This window comes from Leucobacter sp. CX87, assembly GCF_018682295.1.
In the GTDB taxonomy this organism is placed as follows: Bacteria; Actinomycetota; Actinomycetes; order Actinomycetales; family Microbacteriaceae; genus Cx-87.
This window is the reverse complement of sequence record NZ_JAFIRI010000001.1, coordinates 328600-346383: the sequence shown is the minus strand read 5'-3', so window position 1 is coordinate 346383 and position 17784 is coordinate 328600. Positions and strand designations below refer to the sequence as shown.

The 17784-nt window shown below is 65.2% G+C and carries 19 protein-coding genes; 9 read left to right on the top strand and 10 right to left on the bottom strand.

The window, feature by feature from the left end; translation table 11 throughout:
* Positions 1 to 52: 52 nt before the first annotated feature.
* Positions 53 to 2449: an ATP-binding cassette domain-containing protein gene (locus KOE53_RS01645; RefSeq protein ID WP_188057141.1), complete on the bottom strand. Its 2397-nt coding sequence runs from the start codon at positions 2447 to 2449 to the stop codon at positions 53 to 55.
* A gap of 5 nt (positions 2450 to 2454) precedes the next feature.
* Positions 2455 to 3279 (bottom strand): phosphatase PAP2 family protein, encoded by an 825-nt coding sequence (locus KOE53_RS01640; RefSeq protein WP_353055550.1) that lies wholly within the window; start codon positions 3277 to 3279, stop codon positions 2455 to 2457.
* Between the two features lie 495 nt (positions 3280 to 3774).
* Here KOE53_RS01640 and KOE53_RS01635 point away from each other — a divergent pair, with 495 nt between their 5' ends.
* From KOE53_RS01635 to KOE53_RS01625, 3 genes are read left to right on the top strand one after another with little or no spacing between them, the layout of a single operon-like run.
* Positions 3775 to 5109: a quaternary amine ABC transporter ATP-binding protein gene (locus tag KOE53_RS01635; RefSeq protein WP_370566926.1), complete on the top strand. Its 1335-nt coding sequence runs from the start codon at positions 3775 to 3777 to the stop codon at positions 5107 to 5109.
* Positions 5106 to 6002 (top strand): ABC transporter permease, encoded by an 897-nt coding sequence (locus KOE53_RS01630; protein WP_188044748.1) that lies wholly within the window; start codon positions 5106 to 5108, stop codon positions 6000 to 6002. Before KOE53_RS01635 ends, KOE53_RS01630 begins: the two co-directional genes overlap by 4 nt.
* A gap of 22 nt (positions 6003 to 6024) precedes the next feature.
* The gene (locus KOE53_RS01625; RefSeq protein WP_188057140.1) at positions 6025 to 6912 is read left to right on the top strand and encodes a glycine betaine ABC transporter substrate-binding protein; all 888 of its coding nucleotides are present in this window, start codon (positions 6025 to 6027) and stop codon (positions 6910 to 6912) included.
* A 53-nt stretch (positions 6913 to 6965) separates the two neighbouring features.
* Here the strand turns inward: KOE53_RS01625 and KOE53_RS01620 are convergent, their stop codons facing one another.
* The gene (locus tag KOE53_RS01620) at positions 6966 to 7790 is read right to left on the bottom strand and encodes a TrmH family RNA methyltransferase (protein WP_188057139.1); all 825 of its coding nucleotides are present in this window, start codon (positions 7788 to 7790) and stop codon (positions 6966 to 6968) included.
* Positions 7787 to 8683, bottom strand: a complete 897-nt coding sequence (locus tag KOE53_RS01615; protein WP_353055549.1) for an alpha/beta fold hydrolase — start codon at positions 8681 to 8683, stop codon at positions 7787 to 7789. Before KOE53_RS01615 ends, KOE53_RS01620 begins: the two co-directional genes overlap by 4 nt.
* A gap of 96 nt (positions 8684 to 8779) precedes the next feature.
* Here KOE53_RS01615 and KOE53_RS01610 point away from each other — a divergent pair, with 96 nt between their 5' ends.
* The gene (locus KOE53_RS01610) at positions 8780 to 9478 is read left to right on the top strand and encodes an exonuclease domain-containing protein (RefSeq protein ID WP_188044751.1); all 699 of its coding nucleotides are present in this window, start codon (positions 8780 to 8782) and stop codon (positions 9476 to 9478) included.
* Between the two features lie 134 nt (positions 9479 to 9612).
* Here KOE53_RS01610 and KOE53_RS01605 read toward each other — a convergent pair whose 3' ends face one another.
* A complete protein-coding gene (locus KOE53_RS01605) occupies positions 9613 to 9861 on the bottom strand; it encodes a type B 50S ribosomal protein L31 (RefSeq protein WP_188044752.1) in 249 nt (82 codons plus the stop codon).
* 110 nt (positions 9862 to 9971) lie between these two features.
* A complete protein-coding gene (locus KOE53_RS01600) occupies positions 9972 to 10757 on the bottom strand; it encodes an ABC transporter ATP-binding protein (protein WP_188057138.1) in 786 nt (261 codons plus the stop codon).
* Positions 10758 to 10837: 80 nt separating this feature from the next.
* Here KOE53_RS01600 and serB point away from each other — a divergent pair, with 80 nt between their 5' ends.
* Entirely contained in the window at positions 10838 to 11494 is a 657-nt protein-coding gene (serB, locus tag KOE53_RS01595) for a phosphoserine phosphatase SerB (RefSeq protein WP_188057137.1), read from the top strand.
* A gap of 17 nt (positions 11495 to 11511) precedes the next feature.
* On the opposite strand, the gene fabG is transcribed toward serB, so the two are convergent.
* A complete protein-coding gene (gene fabG, locus KOE53_RS01590) occupies positions 11512 to 12237 on the bottom strand; it encodes a 3-oxoacyl-ACP reductase FabG (RefSeq protein WP_188057136.1) in 726 nt (241 codons plus the stop codon).
* Positions 12238 to 12375: 138 nt separating this feature from the next.
* Here fabG and KOE53_RS01585 point away from each other — a divergent pair, with 138 nt between their 5' ends.
* The 3 genes from KOE53_RS01585 to KOE53_RS01575 are packed head-to-tail and all read left to right on the top strand — an operon-like array spanning position 12376 to position 14035.
* Complete coding sequence (locus KOE53_RS01585; RefSeq protein WP_188057135.1) at positions 12376 to 12885, top strand: DUF3099 domain-containing protein; 510 nt, start codon at positions 12376 to 12378, stop codon at positions 12883 to 12885.
* The gene (locus KOE53_RS01580; RefSeq protein WP_188044757.1) at positions 12882 to 13151 is read left to right on the top strand and encodes a hypothetical protein; all 270 of its coding nucleotides are present in this window, start codon (positions 12882 to 12884) and stop codon (positions 13149 to 13151) included. The genes KOE53_RS01585 and KOE53_RS01580 overlap by 4 nt, the downstream gene beginning before the upstream one ends.
* The gene (locus KOE53_RS01575) at positions 13148 to 14035 is read left to right on the top strand and encodes an SURF1 family cytochrome oxidase biogenesis protein (protein WP_241095591.1); all 888 of its coding nucleotides are present in this window, start codon (positions 13148 to 13150) and stop codon (positions 14033 to 14035) included. Before KOE53_RS01580 ends, KOE53_RS01575 begins: the two co-directional genes overlap by 4 nt.
* A gap of 50 nt (positions 14036 to 14085) precedes the next feature.
* Here the strand turns inward: KOE53_RS01575 and KOE53_RS01570 are convergent, their stop codons facing one another.
* The gene (locus KOE53_RS01570) at positions 14086 to 15636 is read right to left on the bottom strand and encodes an ABC-F family ATP-binding cassette domain-containing protein (protein WP_223160068.1); all 1551 of its coding nucleotides are present in this window, start codon (positions 15634 to 15636) and stop codon (positions 14086 to 14088) included.
* A gap of 345 nt (positions 15637 to 15981) precedes the next feature.
* Here KOE53_RS01570 and KOE53_RS01565 point away from each other — a divergent pair, with 345 nt between their 5' ends.
* Positions 15982 to 16698 (top strand): hypothetical protein, encoded by a 717-nt coding sequence (locus KOE53_RS01565; protein WP_188057133.1) that lies wholly within the window; start codon positions 15982 to 15984, stop codon positions 16696 to 16698.
* 47 nt (positions 16699 to 16745) lie between these two features.
* Here the strand turns inward: KOE53_RS01565 and KOE53_RS01560 are convergent, their stop codons facing one another.
* Positions 16746 to 17294, bottom strand: a complete 549-nt coding sequence (locus KOE53_RS01560) for a hypothetical protein (RefSeq protein ID WP_188057132.1) — start codon at positions 17292 to 17294, stop codon at positions 16746 to 16748.
* A gap of 48 nt (positions 17295 to 17342) precedes the next feature.
* The gene (locus tag KOE53_RS01555) at positions 17343 to 17783 is read right to left on the bottom strand and encodes a hypothetical protein (RefSeq protein WP_188057131.1); all 441 of its coding nucleotides are present in this window, start codon (positions 17781 to 17783) and stop codon (positions 17343 to 17345) included.
* Position 17784: the final 1 nt, after the last annotated feature.

The window sequence follows — 17784 nt, the reverse complement described above, 5'->3', positions numbered from 1 at the left end:
TCTGCCGGGGAGCGGCCCGCTCCGGTTGCAGCGGCGGGTTCCTGCGGGTGGGCTACTGTACGTCAGCGCCGACGTACGCCGCGAGGTGTTGCGCCGTCAGCGTTTCCTGCTCGCGCACGAGCTCCTGTGGCGTCCCAGAAAACACGATGTTGCCGCCGTCGTGGCCGGCCCCCGGCCCCAGGTCGATGATCCAGTCGGCGTGCGCCATGACCGCCTGGTGGTGTTCGACGACGATGACGCTCTTGCCGGATTCCACGAGGCGGTCCAGCACGCCGAGCAATTGTTCGACATCAGCGAGGTGCAGGCCGGTCGTTGGCTCGTCGAGCACGAAGATCCCGCCGGCCTCACCGAGGTGGGTCGCGAGCTTTAAGCGCTGACGTTCACCGCCGGACAACGTCGTGAGCGGCTGCCCGATCGTCAGATATCCGAGCCCGACGTCGGCGAGCCTGGCGAGGACCTTGTGGGCGGCGGGAATGCGCGACTCCCCCTCAGCGAAAAACTTCTCCGCGTCTGCGACAGACAGTGACAGCACCTCACTGATGTTGAGCTCCCCCAGCCGATAGTCGAGCACCTCGGCCTGGAACCGCTTCCCGCCGCACTCCTCGCAGACCGACGCGACGCCGGCCATCATGGCGAGGTCGGTGTAGATGACGCCGGCGCCGGAACACGCCGGGCACGCACCCTCCGAGTTCGCGCTAAAGAGTGCCGGACGCACGCTATTTGCCTTTGCGAAGGCCTTGCGGATGGGCTCGAGCATGCCAGTGTACGTCGCCGGGTTGCTCCGCCGGGAGCCCTTGATCGCACTCTGGTCAATCAGCACGACATCGTCTCGGCCGGCGATCGATCCATTGATCAATGAGCTCTTTCCCGAGCCCGCGACGCCGGTGAGTACGGTCAGGATGCCGAGTGGAATATCGACGTCCACATCCTTGAGGTTGTGCGTGTCTGCGCCGCGGACTTCCAGGGCACCGACTGGCGTGCGGGTCACGGTCTTGAGGGTCGCTCGATCATCGAGATGGCGGCCGGTGAGGGTTCCGCTTGAGCGGAGTCCATCGACGCTTCCTTCGTAAACGATCTCTCCCCCGGCGGTGCCGGCCCGTGGCCCCAGGTCGACGACATGATCCGCAATCACGATCACTTCGGGCTTGTGCTCGACGACGATCACCGTATTGCCCTTGTCACGAAGCCGCAGGAGGAGGCCGTTCATGCGCGAGATATCGTGCGGGTGTAGGCCAATCGTCGGTTCGTCAAAGACGTACGTCACGTCGGTGAGCGACGATCCCAGGTGGCGGATCATCTTGGTGCGCTGCGCTTCTCCCCCGGACAGCGTGCCCGACGGGCGATCGAGGCTCAGGTAGCCCAGGCCGATCTCTACGAACGAATCAAGGGTCGCGGACAGTGCCTCAAGTAGCGGTGCGACGGACGGCTCATCGAGCCCGCGAATCCATCCCGCGAGGTCGCTGACCTGCATCGCGCACGCGTCAGCGATGCTGACCTCCCCGATCTTGGAGTTTCGTGTCGCCTCGGCGAGTCGAGTCCCGGCGCACTCCGGGCAGGTCGTGAAGGTGATTGCCCGCTCGACGAACGCGCGCACGTGCGGTTGCAGTGACTCGACGTCCTTGCTCAGCATGGACTTCTGCATCTTCGGGATGATGCCCTCGAAGGTCACGTTGATCCCGTCGACCTTGATCTTGGACGGCTCCTTGTTGAGCAGGTCGTGTAGCTGCTTCTTGGAGAAGTCTCGAATGGGCCTGTCCATCGGGAAAAAGCCTGATCCCGAGAAAATACGTCCGTACCAGCCATCCATGCTGTACCCGGGAATGCGTAGCGCGCCCTCGCTGAGGGACTTGCTGTCGTCGAAAAGCGCGGTGAGGTCGAAATCGGTGACCGAGCCCATGCCTTCACAGCGCGGGCACATGCCTCCGGTGCGGTTGTACGTTGTCTTGACGGCCTGCGATTTTCCCTCGCCCTTGTCGACCGTGATCGCCCCCGAGGCGCGCACGCTGGGGACATTGAACGAATAGGCCTGGGCAGACCCGAGTGACGGCTTCGCTAGACGACTAAAGATGATGCGGAGCATTGCGTTGACGTCGGTGACTGTTCCGAGAGTCGACCGCGGGTTCGAGCCAATACGTTCTTGGTCGACGATAATCGCGGTGGTCAGCCCCTCAAGCAGGTCGACGTCGGGCCGCGACAGGGTGGGCATGAAGCCTTGCACGAACGCGCTATACGTCTCGTTGATCATGCGCTGAGACTCCGCCGCGATGGTTCCGAACACCAGCGAACTCTTGCCCGAGCCAGAGACTCCGGTAAACACCGTCAGCCGGCGCTTCGGGATCTGGACGCTCACGTTCTTGAGGTTGTTCGTCCGTGCACCGACGACCCGAATGAGGTCGTGCCGATCAGCTGCGTGGGAGGAATCGGGGGTGCCTGCGCCGGTGGTAGCCATAGTGGCTAGCTTACGGCTGTGCGTCCCAGCATGAGGAAGGAACGTGCCACCAGGAGGGAGCCGCCGGCCCCAGCAACCTCGCCCGCGAGCAGCAGCAATTGCGAACGCTCGAGCCCTGATGGCGTCACAAACAAGGCAATGCCGACGAGGAGCAGACCGCCCAGCAGTGCGAGACCGCCAAACGTGACCAGGAACAGGCTGGCGACTCCAGAAGCCGGCCGGGTGGCTGCCGCTCGGGGCGCGAGAAGCGTTGCCACGGCGAACACTGCGATTGTCAGCGCGAGTGCGCCGATAATATCGCTGGGTCGGTGCCAGCCATAGGCCAGCAACTGCCACGAGGCGGCTGAGAGTACGAACGCCCCGATTACGGCTACTAGGCCCCGAAGGCGGGTCGGCACGGCGAGAATGAGCCCGCCGAGCAGTGCCGCGAAAACGGTCATGTGCCCGCTGGGGAATGTATTCGGAGCGTCGAGCTCAAACAGGCCGGGTCGGTCGAGAACGCGCAGCTTCAGGATCTGGGATGCGAGGATCGCCGCACCCGGCGCAAGGGTGGCGAGTGCCGCGCGACGCATGCCATGTGCCGCCAGCGCGACTCCACCGACGAGGATGAGCGCAACCAGCGCAGCCGGCGCTGACACGAGGTTCAGCGGCGCAGGCGGGTCGGTCGAGAACGTTGCGGCGCCGAGCGCGCTCGCCTCGGCTGCCTGGCCGATCGTGCTCTGCACCGCGAGCACGTACGCGCCCGCTCCCCCGATGCCGGCAACCAACGCGACGGCGATCGCGCGTACGCGAACTCGTCGGCTGCTCGAAGGCGCCAGCGTTGTGCTCACTCGGGGCACCCTTCAGGTTCTGTGGTCATCGAGTTTCGAGCGTAGCGCTGGCGCATGTTCTCGCCCTGAGTGCGGACTTGGAGCTCGCTCCGAACCACCCAGGTAACGATTTGGCTACGCAGAAAACCCCTGATCGGAGCGTCGTCTCTCCGAAAATTCCGCGGAAATCCGGAGTTCTCGCTTTGCTCCCCGACAGGCCAGTTGTTAGCGTGGGGCGTGGCTTCACCGCCACACCACCAGTCCGCGACACTGCGCCGATGTTGACATCGGAACGCGTCGTATGGGCGCAATGGACGAACCAGCTCCCATAGCCGGTTCTGCCGTGCAAGTGGAATCCGGATGACCATGCGCGAGATCCGTGCATCCCGGATGACCCGCACAGCGAGTTCCCGTTGCTCCCCGGGCGAAACACTGCAGCAAGGCCTCGTTTGGCGTTCTTGCTAAGGAAAACACGTGACCCTGGATACCCATGCCCAGGCGGGCACAAGTACCGCCATTTCTGCACCACCCACTCCAATCGATGAGCTCGGTCAACCGATTCCGGCCGTAGCAGTCACCGGACTCTTCAAAGTCTTCGGGAAGCGCCCGAAGGAAGCGGTCCGGCGCCTGCGCACCGGTGTCGCCCGAGAGGATCTCGGCGCTCTCGGTACTGCCGCGGTCATCGACGCATCGTTCTCCGTCAAACCGGGCGAGATATTCGTCGTGATGGGTCTGAGCGGATCAGGGAAATCTACCCTCATTCGAACGCTGAACGGGCTGAATGAATCGAGCGCTGGTTCCATTCGAGTGTTCGGAACCGAGGTTGTCGGCCTCGGCGCCCGCGAGCTGCGGGAACTCCGCCAGCAGCGCGTCTCGATGGTCTTTCAACACTTCGCCCTGCTCCCCCACCGCACGGTCCTCGACAACGCCGCATACGCCCTCGAGGTGCAAGGGGTGGCGCTCGCCGAGCGCCACGATCGTGCGCGTCGCGTCATTGAGCGCGTGGGCCTGTCTGGTTGGGAAGATCACCTCCCCGGCGAACTGTCCGGTGGAATGCGTCAGCGCGTTGGCCTCGCGCGGGCCCTCACCGCCGACACCGACATCCTGCTGATGGACGAGGCGTTCTCCGCGCTTGACCCGCTCATTCGCCGCGAAATGCAAGAGCAGCTCGTCGAACTGCAGCAGGAGCTGGGAAAGACGATTATCTTCATCACCCACGACCTCAACGAGGCAATGTTTCTCGGTGATCGCATCGCAGTCATGCGCGACGGACGCATTGTGCAAGTGGGAACTCCGAACGATATTCTGACCGATCCTGCCAACGACTACGTTGCTCAGTTTGTGCAGGACGTCGATCGCGCACGCGTGCTGACCGCTGGGGACGTGATGGAACCGCCTCGCGCCGTGGTGCCCGCGACTGCCGGCCCACGGGCCGCGCTTCGAATTATGCGCGACCTCCAGACCTCAGCGTGCTTCGTCACGAGCGGGCGCCGGCTCGTCGGCGTCGTTCGCGATAGCGACATGCTGAGGCAGGTGCGCGAGGGCGAGGCCGGCCACATGCGGCTCGTTCGAAAGGCGCCAGCGGTCGTCAGCCCCGGCGACTTCCTCGCAGAACTGTTTGAGCTTGCGGCCGAGAATTCGCTGCCGGTCGCCGTTGTTGACGAGGACGGACGTTTCGTCGGGGTGATCCCCCGCGTCACGTTGCTCGCCTCCCTCGCGAACGTATCCACGCACACGAGCGAAATCGACATCGTCGAACCCGCGGCGACGATCTCGCCTGCCATCATCACCGAGACACTGCGAGAAACCGAAGCGCAGATGCTGACGCCGCTCGAGGGAGACGCACGATGAATGACTTCCGAATTCCGCTCGGTACCTGGGCAGAGACCGCGATCGATGCCGTCATCGACTTCGCTCAGCCATTCTTCACACTGCTGCGCACGATATTCCTGGGCATCTACGATGCCGTCGCGTGGGTGCTCCTGAATCCGCCGTTCTGGGCAGTCTTGCTCGTGCTCGTCGCGTTGGCCTTCTTCCTCAGGGGATGGAAGTTCGCGCTCGGCACCGCCCTGAGCTTCGCGCTTATTGTGGGCGTCGGGCAGTGGGAGAACGCGATGGCAACGCTCGCCCTCGTACTGGTCGCAAGCGGCATAGCCGTGCTGATCAGCGTGCCGCTCGGCATTCTGGCTGCCCGAAACGACGTCGCCTCTCGCATCATCCGGCCGATCCTGGACTTTCTGCAGACCATGCCGGCATTTGTGTACCTCATCCCCGCGCTCATCCTCTTCCGAGTCGGCGTGGTCCCCGGCATCGTGGCGACGGTTCTGTTCGCGATGGCGCCCGGCGTTCGATTCACCGAGCTCGGCATTCGAGGGGTCGACCGTGAGGTCGTCGAAGCTGGCACGGCGTTCGGCGCGAGTTCTGGCAGGATCCTGCGCCAGATTCAGTTCCCACTGGCGTTGCCCAGCATCATGGCGGGGATCAACCAGGTCATCATGCTTGCGCTGTCGATGGTCGTCATCGCCGGCATGGTCGGTGCGGGCGGCCTGGGCGGAGATATCGTGCGCAGCCTCACGAGCCTGAACGTCGGGCTGGGCTTTGAAGCCGGACTCTCCGTCGTGATCTTGGCCATCGTCCTTGATCGCATGACGGCGTCGCTGGGCGATCGAGTCGGCAACATCAGCCGACGTGCGCCAGTCAAGCCGCCCGCTGCGAACGCAGTAGCCACGACCACCACAGCCTGAAATCCACACTGAAAGGAACAGAATGAAAATCACGAAGTTCACGAAGTTTGCCGCGATTGGCGCCATCAGCGCGCTGGCGATGACCGGTTGTGCGGCGGCTGCGCCCACCGGAGCCCAAGACCAGGCTGAGCCCATCAAGATCGCCGTCTTCAACGGCTGGGACGAGGGCGTCGCCGTCAGTGAGTTGTGGAAGGCGGTGCTTGAGGAGAAAGGCATTCCCGTCGAGCTTGAGTACGCCGATGCTGCCCCCGTCTTCGAGGGCCTCTCAACCGGCGACTACGACGTCACGATGGACGTCTGGCTGCCGCTCACCCACGCAGACTATCTCGAGCGGTACGGCGATGACATCGAGAAGATCGGCGTCTGGAACGACGAAGCCGCGCTCACGATCGCGGTGAACGAGGACTCCCCGATCACCTCGCTCGAGGAGCTCGCTGCCAACGCGAAGACGTTCGGCAACCGGATCGTGGGGATCGAACCGGGTGCGGGCCTCACGACCGCGACGCAGGAATCGGTTATTCCTCAGTACGGCCTCGAGGATATGGAGTACGTCACTTCGTCGACGCCGGCCATGCTGAGCGAGCTCAAGGCCGCGACGAAGAACAACGAGGACATTGTCGTGACACTGTGGCGCCCGCACTGGGCCTACGACGCGTTCCCGATGCGTGACCTCGAAGACCCGAAGGGTGCACTCGGCGACGCTGAGGAGCTGAACATCTTCGGCAGCAGCGCCTTCTCGGCCGACCACCCGGAGGTGGCGGGGTGGTTGGAAGGCTTCACCATGGACTCGGAGCTACTCTTCTCGCTCGAGAACGCCATGTTCAACGAGGCTGATACCGACAACTACGGCGAGATCGTTGCGACCTGGATCAGCGAGAACCGCGAGTGGGTTGACACCCTGACTCAGTAGTCAGCTCGCGGCATTCGCCGCGGTGCGCTGTGGACCGGCGCCGGGGACGAGAGTCACCGGTGCCGGTTTCGTGCACCCGCCTGCACGCCCCAGAGCACGACTGCCGCGGCGGTCGCGACGTTCAACGAATCGACGCCGTGTGCCATCGGGATCGTCACGACCGTGTCCGCGGCCGCGAGCGCGCGCGGGCTGAGCCCCTGCCCCTCGGTGCCAAAGAGCAGCGCAAGTCGCTCAGGGCTGTCGTTCACAAAATCGGCGAGGTCCACGGCGGCATCGCTCAAGGCAAGCGCCGCGACCGTGTATCCAGCGTCTCGTAGCAGCGGGCTCGCCTCGTTCCACAAGGGCAGGCGCGCCCACGGCACCTGCAGCACCGCGCCCATCGAGACGCGAATGGACCGGCGATACAGCGGATCGGCGCAGCGCGGGCTGAGCAGCACGGCGTCCGCGCCCAGGGCAGCGACGGAGCGAAAAATCGCGCCAACATTGGTGTGATCGACGAGGTCCTCGAGAATCACCACGCGACGAGACGAGGCGAGAAGATCCGCCACTGAACGCTCGTCTGGACGGTGCATCGAGGCGAGCGCCCCGCGGTGCATATGAAACCCGGTGAGCTCCTCGAGCTGCGCGGACTCCCCTACGAACACCGGGACATCGGGGAACGCCTCGAGCAAGGGTGCGACCTGCGGAATCCACTCTTCGAGCAGGAGGAGCGACCTCGGCTGGTGCCCCGCCCTGAGCGCCCGCTCAATGACCTTCGGCGACTCCGCGAGGTACAGGCCCTCCGCGGGTTCGCGCACGCGGCGCAGCTTGACGTCGGTGAGGCTCGTGTAGTCGGCCAGCTCTGGGCGGTGCAGGTCGGCGATGCGCTCGATTCTCATACAGCGGCCTCGTGCGTCTCAGTTGTAGCTTCGGGCTGGGCAGGATCCGCCTGAGCCATGAATTCCGTGACCCACTCCGCTGCGTCTCCTACTGCCTCGTAATGGACGAGGTGTCCGACTCCGGGAGTGATCTTGAGCTCAGCCCCGGGGACCCGTCGTTGCAGCTCGAGCTGCGCGCGAAGCGGGGTGAGATCGTCCCGGTCACCCGTGATGAGCAACGTGGGCATGGTGAATGCGTCGGAAAACTCGCCGACCGTATGCGAGACGGAGGCGCGAAAGGCCTCGAGCAGCGTGCGCTTGTCAGAAAACTCGCTGAAATACTGATTGTGCTGATCGTGAATCCAGTTGCGTAGTTCGGGATCTCGGGTCTTCGCCATGGTTTCGCTCATCACACGGACCATCAGGCGGTTGGCGAGGAGGGCATGCCCCGCGCGCTCGGGAAGCGCGTCGCCGAGCCGGTAGTACGCGATCGCGCCCTGGGTGAGGATCCTGCGTGGCCCCTCGAGGGCCGGCGTAGAAATTGGGTTGATCAGGATGAGCCGGCGCGGGGCGAGGCCGCTCGCGACGGCGGCGGACACGACGAGCGACCCGAAGGAGTGGCCCAGTACCGAGCTTCCCTCAGGCGCGACTGCGTCAGAGAACGCGCGCAGCCACTCCGCGTAGGTCTCGAGCGTGTGCTCGCGTCCGGGAAGCGCTGGGCTGCGCCCGAAACCGGGAAGGTCGGGGACGATGACGCGCGCGCGCCGCAGGCGCTCGGCGATCCCCTGGAGCCCGTGATGATCGCCGCGGAAACCGTGCACGAGCACGAGCGGTTCCCCCGCTGGTTCGCCATACTCCCAAGCGAAGGTGGGGGCGCCGAGGACGTCGATCTCAATCTCGCGGGGGCTACTCACTCGCCGATTCTATCGAGGAGCGTCGCGCCGCGGCTGTGGGCGCCCCGGTGCTGTGGGCGGTGCCGGATAGCATCGAAGTATGTTGAAAGGAACGCGATGACCGCGAAGCTGCCCCTGTGGGCCGAACGATTGGCCGTATTCGACACCGAGACGACCGGGATCTCTCCCGAGCACTCCCGAGTGGTCAGCGCGACGGTGGCGCTTTTGGGGGCAAATGGCGAAGTGCTTGAGCGCTACGACTGGCTGCTTGACCCGGGAGTAGATATTCCCGCGAGCGCGGCCGAAATTCACGGCATCACGACCGAGGTCGCGCGTGCCAACGGCACCGATGCAGCGGTGGGAATCGCCCAGATCGTGGCCCAGCTTGCCTCGATGGGTGAACGCGGTTTCCCGATTGTCGCGTACAACGCCCCGTTTGACCTCACGCTGGTGCGCGCCGAGGCCGCGCGTCACAGCGTCGCCTGGCCGGCGGCCCTCGCCCCGGTGCTTGATCCCCTCGTGATCGACAAGCAGGTCGATCGATACCGCAAGGGAAAGCGTACGTTGACGGCCGCCGCGGAGCACTACGGCGTGTCGCTCGAGGCTGCGCACGACGCGGGCGAGGACGCAATTGCCGCGGGGCGGGTGCTCCAAGCCATCGCTACCCGCTATGCCGCGGACCTCCCCGAAGAGCTCACCGCGCTCCACGACGCGCAAGTGACGTGGGCCGCCACGCAGGCGGCCGGGCTGCAGGAATACCTGCGGCGGGTGAAAGATCCAGCGGCGGTGGTCGAGGGCGGCTGGCCTCTTCGTTAAGGGAAGGTCGGCGGCCGGGCGGACGTCGCCTGGCCGCCGCGGGGTTGGCGATTATCCCCTGTCGTACCGAGCCTCGAAAACGACAAACGGGCGGCCCCCCGAAGGGAACCGCCCGTTTGCGAAACCTGCTGGCTTTAGGCGCCGAAGCCCTTGAAGCGCTCGTTGAACTTCTCGATGCGGCCGGCCGAGTCCATGATGCGCTGCTTGCCCGTGTAGAACGGGTGCGACTCGCTGGAGATCTCGACGTCGATCAGCGGGTAGGTCTCGCCGTCGAGCTCGATGGTCTTGCTGCTGCCCAGGGTCGAGCGGGTCAGGAACGTTGCGCCCGATGCGAGGTCGCGGAAGACGATCGCGTTGTATTCGGGGTGAGTTTCGGTCTTCATCGGGATCCTTCGAGTTGTGACTGCGTGATGGAGCTGAGGTGCGCGGCGCGCACGGAAGTCTTGAAGCGCACGGGCGCCAAATACAGAGTTTAGCAGATTACGCGAGCAAATTAGTCGCGCGCCACGGCCGAGTATCGACCGTTGCTCATCGTCAGGGCAAAAGGCAGACCGAATGTCGCCTCAAGCGTGTCGGCGGTGAGGGCTTCGGACAGCGGGCCGTTCGCGGTGACGATCCCGTCGCGAAGCATGAGCACGTGCGTGAAGCCCGGCGGAATCTCCTCAACGTGGTGAGTCACCATCACCATGGCCGGTGAACTCGGCGACTGGGCAAAGCTAGACAACGCTTGCATCAGTCGTTCTCGCGACCCGAGGTCGAGGCTGGCGCTCGGCTCGTCGAGGAGCAGAAGCTCGGGGTCGGTCATGACGGCGCGCGCGATCATCGCGCGCTTGCGCTCGCCATCGCTGAGCGTGCCGAACGTGCGATCGGCGAGGTGCAGCAGGTCCCACTCGGCCAACACGCGCTCGGCCTGTCGCAGGTCGAGGCTGTCGTACTGCTCGTTCCAGCGGCCCGAGACCGAGTACGCGGCGGTGAGGACGACATCACGCACCGACTCATTTGCGGGGATGAGCCGCGCGTGGGCCGACGAGGCGAAGCCGATCCGGTTGCGGAGCTCGAACACGTCCACCTTGCCGAGGCGCTCATCGAGTACGTCGACGGTGCCCCGCGTGGGGAAGGTCTGGGCGGTCGCCATTCCGAGCGCGGTCGTCTTGCCCGCACCATTCGGGCCCAGCACGACCCAACGTTCGTCGCTATTCACCGTCCAGTTCAGTCCGTCGAGGATGGCTCTGCCGTCGCGAATATAGGAGACATCGGTGAAACGCAGCACTGTGACCATGGGTTTCAGCTTAGCGCCGAGCGCGTGTGTGGGTGCCGTGTGCCGCGAGGTGGGTCGCGGAGATCCCTAGACTGGAAGGCATGACTTCACCGGCAGCCGTGCGCCCCCTCGTCGTCCTTGACTGCGACTCGACCACCATCCAGGACGAGGTAATCGAACTCCTCGCCGAGTCCGCCGGCACGCGCGCCGAGGTGGCGGAGGTGACCGAGCGTGCGATGCGCGGCGAGCTTGACTTTGCCGAGAGCCTGCGCGAGCGCGTGGCGACGCTGGCCGGAACACCCGACACCGTCTTTGCCGAGGCCTACGGCAAGGTGCGTAAGAGCGCGGGCATCGACGCGCTGGTCGCCGAGGTGCACGCGCGGGGAGGCCTGGTGGGTGTGGTCTCGGGAGGCTTTCACGAGGTGCTCGACCCGCTCGCCGCCGATCTTGGCCTGGACCATTGGCGGGCCAACCGGCTCGAGGTGACCGACGGCCGCCTGACGGGGCGAGTAAGCGGACCCATCGTCGACGCTGAGGCGAAGGCCGCGGCACTGACTGAGTGGGCCAGCGCCGCGAACATTCCGCTCAGCGCGACGGTGGCGATCGGTGACGGCGCGAACGACCTCGCCATGATGGCCGTCGCGGGGCTTTCAGTCGCCTACAACGCGAAGCCGATCGTGCGCGAGCGCGCCGATGTTGAGGTTGAGAATGATCTCTCGCTCGTCATCCCGCTGCTCGATCGCCTGAGCAACTCTTAGGAACTGTTGGCGAGGGGCTAATGCCCCATTCCGAGGCCGCCGTCCACGGGAATGACCGCGCCGGAGATGTATCCGGCCTGGTCGCTTGCGAGCCACGATGCCGTGTTGGCGATCTCCGAGACCTGGCCGAACCGCCCCGCCGGAATCGAAGCGAGATACTGCTTCTGCTGCGCCTCGGGAAGCGCTGCGGTCATGTCCGTCTCGATGAAGCCCGGCGCGATGACGTTGGCGGTGATTCCGCGGCTGCCGAGCTCGCGCGTGAGCGAACGTGCAAAGCCGATCAGGGCTGCTTTTGACGACGCGTAATTGATCTGCCCTGCCGAGCCGTAGAGGCCGACGACGCTTGAGATCAGGATGACGCGCCCGAAGCGCTGCTTCAGAAGCCCCTTTGCCGCGCGCTTCACGACGCGGAACGTGCCCGTCAGGTTCGTGTCAATGACGCTGGTGAACTCTTCCTCCGACATGCGCAGCAGCAGCGTGTCCTTGGTGATGCCGGCGTTCGCGACGACGACCTCAATGGGGCCATACTCCGCTTCGATTTGCGTGAAGGCGGCATCGATCGATGCGGCATCCGACATATCCGCACTGACCGTGAGGGTGCCCTCGGGGCCGGACCCTGAGCGTGCGGTGACCGCGACGCGATGCCCGTCGGCCAGGAGGCGCTCGGCGATCGCGAAACCGATGCCGCGGTTGCCGCCAGTCACTACGACGGTGCGCGGGGTCTGATCTGCCAGCTGCGTCATGAGGGTCCTTCCGATGCGTGATCCCGGGGCGCGTGCCGCGAGAGGTGGCCTCCAGCCTACCGAACGGCAGGTACTCATTCGGGCAGAGCACAGCGGCACCGCGTAGGCTGTGGTCGACAGAAATGGGGACATGCGCCGATGGTTGAATGCGCAGAAACCGGTGGCGCCGCCAGTAGCGGCGCACGGTTCACTGGAGGCACGTCCCGGAGATCTCATGCCTCGGACGCCCCGACCGAGTACCTCGTCACTTCCGTCGGCGAAACGCCCGCAGAGGAGCGTTCGCGGCGCATGCGCTCCTACTACGTCGCGATGAGTCTGCGGCTGCTGTGCGTCGCCTCGCTCGCGTTCGTGCGCGGTTGGTGGATCATCATTCCCGCCCTCGGCGCGATCCTGCTCCCGTACTTTGCCGTCATGATTGGCAACGCGATCGGCAGCCGAGAGGGCTCGGCGCCGGCAGAGATGACGCCGCAGGCGCTCACCGGAGCGCCCGGCGAACCTCCCGAGCCCGGCGAGGCGGCAGGGCCGCTCCTCATCGTGGTCGATGCCCCTGCGGAGCGCCGATCGAGCGCACGGAGCGAGACGCCGTCCCCTCCCCCGACACACGTGCCCACTGAGAGCATGCCCGAACCCGGTGAGGCTGCCCGATGAGCGCCCTCGGGATGCTCGGTGGCGAGGTAGACGGCGGTGTGCGGTGCTCGCGCGCTGGGTGCCGCGACCGTGCTGACTGGGCGATCGAATGGCGCAACCCCAAGATTCACTCGCAGGATCGCCGCAAGACGTGGCTCGCCTGCGAGGCACACCGTTCAGTGCTCGAGGAATTCCTCGCTGCACGAGACTTTCCCCTGCACGTAGTTCCCGTGTCCGCACTCGACAGCGCGTCGACCGGCACGGATCTGAAGGAGCACGACGCGTGAACGTCACCCAGGCACCCGAGGCGCCACTCGAGACCGAGTCCCCTGACGGGCCGATTGGCTGGTCGTTTCTCGGCTCGAGGCGATGGCTCGGGTACTTCGCGATGCTGCTGTTGTTCTCGGTCATCTGCGTGCTGCTGGGCAACTGGCAGTTCGAGCGCCGCGCAGAAGCGCGCGACGAGATCAACCGCATCGACCAGAACTACGATGCCGCCGCGGTCCCGATCGCAGACGCGCTCCCCGACCCCGCCGGGTACGACGAGAACGCGAATAAGTGGCTCACGGTCGAGACGACGGGCCACTACCTCGACGAGTACTTCCTGGCACGTAACCGCCCCAATCAGCAGCTCGTCGGGACGAACCTGCTCGTTCCGTTTGAGACCGAGGACGGAACGATCCTGTTTGTGGATCGCGGCTGGCTTGCGCCGGGCAGCGACCCGCAGACTCCCGAGTCCGTGCCGGCCTCGCCCGAGGGAACGGTCACCCTGCACGCGCGCCTGCGCGGCAGCGAGCCGCTCACCGACGGGCGGGAAACCGCCGGACGCACGGTCCCGAGCATCCACCTTCCCGAGCTCGCTCGCCTCGTCGACGCGCCGAGTTACACCGGCGCCTATGGGGTGCTCGTCTCTGAGTCGCCCGAAGCGGAACACGGTGCGCTTCCTCCGCGCCCCGAGCGCGATGAAGGCCCCCACCTTTCCTACGCGTTGCAGTGGTACGTGTTCATCATCATCGCCGCGACGGGCGTTGGGTACGCCGCGCGCCAGGAATACCGCACCCTCAACGCTGGCAGCGCCGCCGTTCGCCGAGACGACGAACGTCTCGCTGAACGCAAGCGTCGCCGGGGCCCGAGTGACGCAGACGAAGAAGACGCCCTGCTCGATCACTGAGCCGATGAGGGCACAGCGTCAGGCAGGGCGTCTTGGCGCTCACACCGTTTCTAGGCGAGCTCGATGAGGTCCAGGTAGTCCTTTGCCCAGTGGTCCTCAGTGCCCTCGGGCATGATGAGCACGCGCTCGGGGTTCAGCGCCTCCACGGCACCAGAGTCGTGGCTGACGAGCACGACGGCTCCGCTGAAGTGCGCGAGGGCATCCAGGATCTCTTCGCGGCTGGCCGGGTCGAGGTTGTTCGTGGGCTCGTCAAGCAGCAGCACGTTCGCGCTTGACACGACGAGCATCGCGAGCGCGAGACGGGTCTTCTCGCCACCGGACAGCACACCGGCCGGCTTGTGCACATCATCGCCGGTGAACAGGAACGAACCCAGCACGCGGCGGGCCTCAGTCTCAGTCAGGTGCTGCGACACACCCACCATGTTGTGCAACACACTGGCTTTGACGTCGAGCGTCTCGTGCTCCTGCGCGTAGTAGCCGACCTTCAGGCCGTTGCCGGCGATGATCTCACCGGTGTCGGCCTCGTCAACGCCTGCCAGAATACGCAGCAGGGTCGTCTTGCCCGCGCCGTTCAGGCCCAGGATCACGACCTTCGAGCCGCGGTCGATCGCCAGGTCGACGCCGGCGAAAATCTCGAGCGAGCCGTACGACTTGGAGAGACCGCGTCCCATGAGCGGGGTCTTGCCGCAGGGCGACGGGTCCGGGAAACGGAGCTTGGCGACCCGCTCGACCTGGCGCACCTCTTCGAGGCTCGACAGCATCTTCTCGGCGCGCGCGACCATCTGGTGAGCGGAGGCCGCCTTCGAGGCCTTCGCGCCGAAGCGCGCGGCCTGATCCTGCAGCGCAGTCGCCTTCTTTTCGACGTTCGTGCGTTCCTTGCGGCGACGCTCCTCGTCGCTGGCGCGCTGACGCAGGTACAGTTTCCAGTTCATGTTGTAGACGTCGATGACCTGGCGGTTTCCGTCGAGGTAGAAGACCCGGTTCACGGTGTCCCCCACGAGCTCGATATCGTGGCTGATCACGATGACGCCGCCGCGATAGCTCTTCAGGAACTCGCGCAGCCAGACGATTGAATCGGCGTCGAGGTGGTTGGTGGGCTCATCGAGGATCATCGTGTCGGCGTCCGAGAAGAGGATGCGCGCGAGCTCGATACGGCGGCGCTGGCCGCCCGAGAGGGTCGAGAGCGGCTGGTCCAGGATCCGGTCCGGCAGGCTGAGGTTATTCGCGATGGACGCGGCCTCTGCCTCGGCGGCGTACCCACCGAGCGTCTGGAAGCGATCGGTCAGGTTACCGAAGCGCTTCATGCCCTTCTCGGACACGGCGGGGTCGTCCGACGCCATGTCGAGGGTGGCCTGTGTCATCTGCTCGGAGATCGTGCCGAGGCCGCGCGCGTCGAGGATGCGGTTGCGTGCAATCTGCGTGGGGTCGCCGGTGCGCGGATCCTGCGGGAGGAAGCCGAGCTCACCGTTGACCTTGACCGAGCCTTCTGCGGGCTCGAGCTCGCCGGAGAGCGTGCGCGTCAGGGTCGTCTTTCCGGCGCCGTTGCGCCCCACGAGTCCGATCTTGTCGCCGGGGTTGACGCGGAACTCGACACCCGACATCAGGCGGCGTGCGCCGACGTCAATGGCGAGATTCTCGACGGTAATCACTGATGAACTCCTTGTGAGCGCTCTACTGATGCGTTAAACCAACGGGCAAAGTCGAAATCGAGCAGACGCGACTCCTGGCATGAGGGTCCTCCCCCGCCGGCAGCGCCGAATCCGGGTGGACAACCGCCCCAGTCTACTCGATGACGCTGCGTGGTGGCTGCGCGGCTCGGCGCACCGGCGCCTCGGGCGGCGAGGCGAAAAGTTGAGCGCCATTTCCGCGTCACATTTCGTCGGCTCATCGCTCTTCGTGGTGAAGTACTTGACTCAACCACGCGTACACGAACAAAGGCAGGACACATGAGAGTTCAACAACAGCGCCGTCTGCGCATGCGGATCAACGTTGCAGCGGCATTGACGCTTGCCGGAGTTGGCGCACTGATGCTCAGTACCCCCGCACAGGCGTCTGCGCCGTCGATCACTGCGTTGGTCAGCGAGACCTGCCTCGACGTGCACACAAAATCGGCGACCTGGAACATTGGCGCTTGGCAGGCGATCACCGATGGCACGGCAGTCATCACCGGTGGCGACCGCGCGATCCTGGAGTATGCCGACGGGTCCATCTCAACACCGAATCTGCCGCTGAGTACCAGTGCGGTCGTCGACGCAAACGGAAATGCGCTATTGACGGTGAGCGGACTGCCGGCAACCGCGACGAAGGCCGTCGTGATGTTCATCATCAACGGGAACATGATCGGCTCTGTCTCAGGGACACTCACGAAGGACTGCGCGGTTGTGCCAGTTGACCTGGAGCCGGTCGAACCTGTGGTCCCGGCGCAGACAGAGGCGCCGATGTCGACCAGTGGCCTGGTCGCACCTCAAGTCCCACATCGAATCGAGGCGGGTGCCGAGAGCGTGCATTCGGCACAGTCCGCGAGCGTGCGACTGCTCGCTGAGGCTGGAGAGCGAAACTTCGTGCCGGTGTCGGTCGTTGCGCTGATGGTCGCTCTCGGCGGTGTGGGTGCGCTGCTTGTCGTCCGCCGCCGGGCTCCGCATGCGGATACTGCCGCTGAGTAGGGCGGTCCTTGATTCCAGCACCACGGGGCGGGAAGTGATTCCGAGTATCACCCGGCTACTGCGGCCTCCATGGCGGCAATCGTGGCGAGCTGGAGCGCTGGGTGGGCGTCTGCATCGAGTCTGTAATTACCGTTCAGGGACTCGCGGTAGACGCGGGACACGCGCTGAAGCGTCTCCTCGTGACCCTCGTCGAGCCAGTCCAGTGCAGCGCGGCCATAGTCCACCAGGTTGTGATCGAAATCTACCGGTATGGAAAGCCGAAACGGCTTCCTAGCTGCTCGCGCCCATGCGAATATCGCGAGGCCGATCGGGCCGTAATCATCGAACCGAGGCAGCGGATTCGTCGCCCGTGCGACGGCTACCTGGTCCGCAATGCCTCGCTCGCAGTGAAAGCGCACGAGCCAGTTGCCGCGTCGGATCACCAGATCCCAGACCGCCATCTGCTCCGGGCCCCAGGCCGAACGAACCGCACCGCCGTCATCGATCAAGAGCTGCGCGAATGCGGCAGTCTCGGGCGCAATTGTGGCCAAGTAGTCGAGCAGCTTCGGCACGATACGTGAATCGGAGGTCGAATCGCTCCGGTCAGTCTCGGTCATGCGGCCAGAATAACCGAGGCATCGCTCTGAAGCAGTCCCGCGCCCGCGCTAGTTCGCTGTATCGGGCCGAGGCGTCTCGGAGACTGGCCACGCTCCGGAGGGGATGCCCGCTTGCTGCAGGGCGGTTACCACGGCATCGACGTGCTTGGTGAAGTGAGGGGTGGCGAAGTTGCCCGCGGGCAGCAGCGGCTTGGAGTCGATGCGGAAGAAGATCCCGGTAGCGTCCGAACCTATCTCTGAGACCGTGACTCTCGCGGGCATCGACTTCTTCCAGAAACCTGGAATGAGGGCGATTGGCAAGAAATCAGCGGACACCTGGCCGGCGATGTTGAGGGCGAGCGAGCCCCATCGCAGTTGTACCGGGAGCGTGTGCGGCGCGGAATCCAACTTGTAGCCACTCTGCACAAGGGAGGCAATAATGACCGGCAGCGCAGCGTCGGTCGTTGCGCCGGCGTGCACGGTGCGCCCGAACTCTAGCGAATTGACCATT

What these genes read in the sequence shown, in the direction of transcription:
- KOE53_RS01645 (WP_188057141.1), bottom strand. Translation starts at nt 2,449, where the DNA reads ATGGCTACCACCGGCGCAGGCACCCCCGATTCCTCCCACGCAGCTGAT.
- fabG (WP_188057136.1), bottom strand. Translation starts at nt 12,237, where the DNA reads ATGACGCAGCTGGCAGATCAGACCCCGCGCACCGTCGTAGTGACTGGC.
- KOE53_RS01625 (WP_188057140.1), top strand. Translation starts at nt 6,025, where the DNA reads ATGAAAATCACGAAGTTCACGAAGTTTGCCGCGATTGGCGCCATCAGC.
- serB (WP_188057137.1), top strand. Translation starts at nt 10,838, where the DNA reads ATGACTTCACCGGCAGCCGTGCGCCCCCTCGTCGTCCTTGACTGCGAC.
- KOE53_RS01620 (WP_188057139.1), bottom strand. Translation starts at nt 7,790, where the DNA reads ATGAGAATCGAGCGCATCGCCGACCTGCACCGCCCAGAGCTGGCCGAC.
- KOE53_RS01630 (WP_188044748.1), top strand. Translation starts at nt 5,106, where the DNA reads ATGAATGACTTCCGAATTCCGCTCGGTACCTGGGCAGAGACCGCGATC.
- KOE53_RS01610 (WP_188044751.1), top strand. Translation starts at nt 8,780, where the DNA reads ATGACCGCGAAGCTGCCCCTGTGGGCCGAACGATTGGCCGTATTCGAC.
- KOE53_RS01605 (WP_188044752.1), bottom strand. Translation starts at nt 9,861, where the DNA reads ATGAAGACCGAAACTCACCCCGAATACAACGCGATCGTCTTCCGCGAC.
- KOE53_RS01570 (WP_223160068.1), bottom strand. Translation starts at nt 15,636, where the DNA reads ATGTCGGGTGTCGAGTTCCGCGTCAACCCCGGCGACAAGATCGGACTC.
- KOE53_RS01555 (WP_188057131.1), bottom strand. Translation starts at nt 17,783, where the DNA reads ATGGTCAATTCGCTAGAGTTCGGGCGCACCGTGCACGCCGGCGCAACG.
- KOE53_RS01580 (WP_188044757.1), top strand. Translation starts at nt 12,882, where the DNA reads ATGAGCGCCCTCGGGATGCTCGGTGGCGAGGTAGACGGCGGTGTGCGG.
- KOE53_RS01565 (WP_188057133.1), top strand. Translation starts at nt 15,982, where the DNA reads ATGAGAGTTCAACAACAGCGCCGTCTGCGCATGCGGATCAACGTTGCA.
- KOE53_RS01560 (WP_188057132.1), bottom strand. Translation starts at nt 17,294, where the DNA reads ATGACCGAGACTGACCGGAGCGATTCGACCTCCGATTCACGTATCGTG.
- KOE53_RS01600 (WP_188057138.1), bottom strand. Translation starts at nt 10,757, where the DNA reads ATGGTCACAGTGCTGCGTTTCACCGATGTCTCCTATATTCGCGACGGC.
- KOE53_RS01585 (WP_188057135.1), top strand. Translation starts at nt 12,376, where the DNA reads ATGGTTGAATGCGCAGAAACCGGTGGCGCCGCCAGTAGCGGCGCACGG.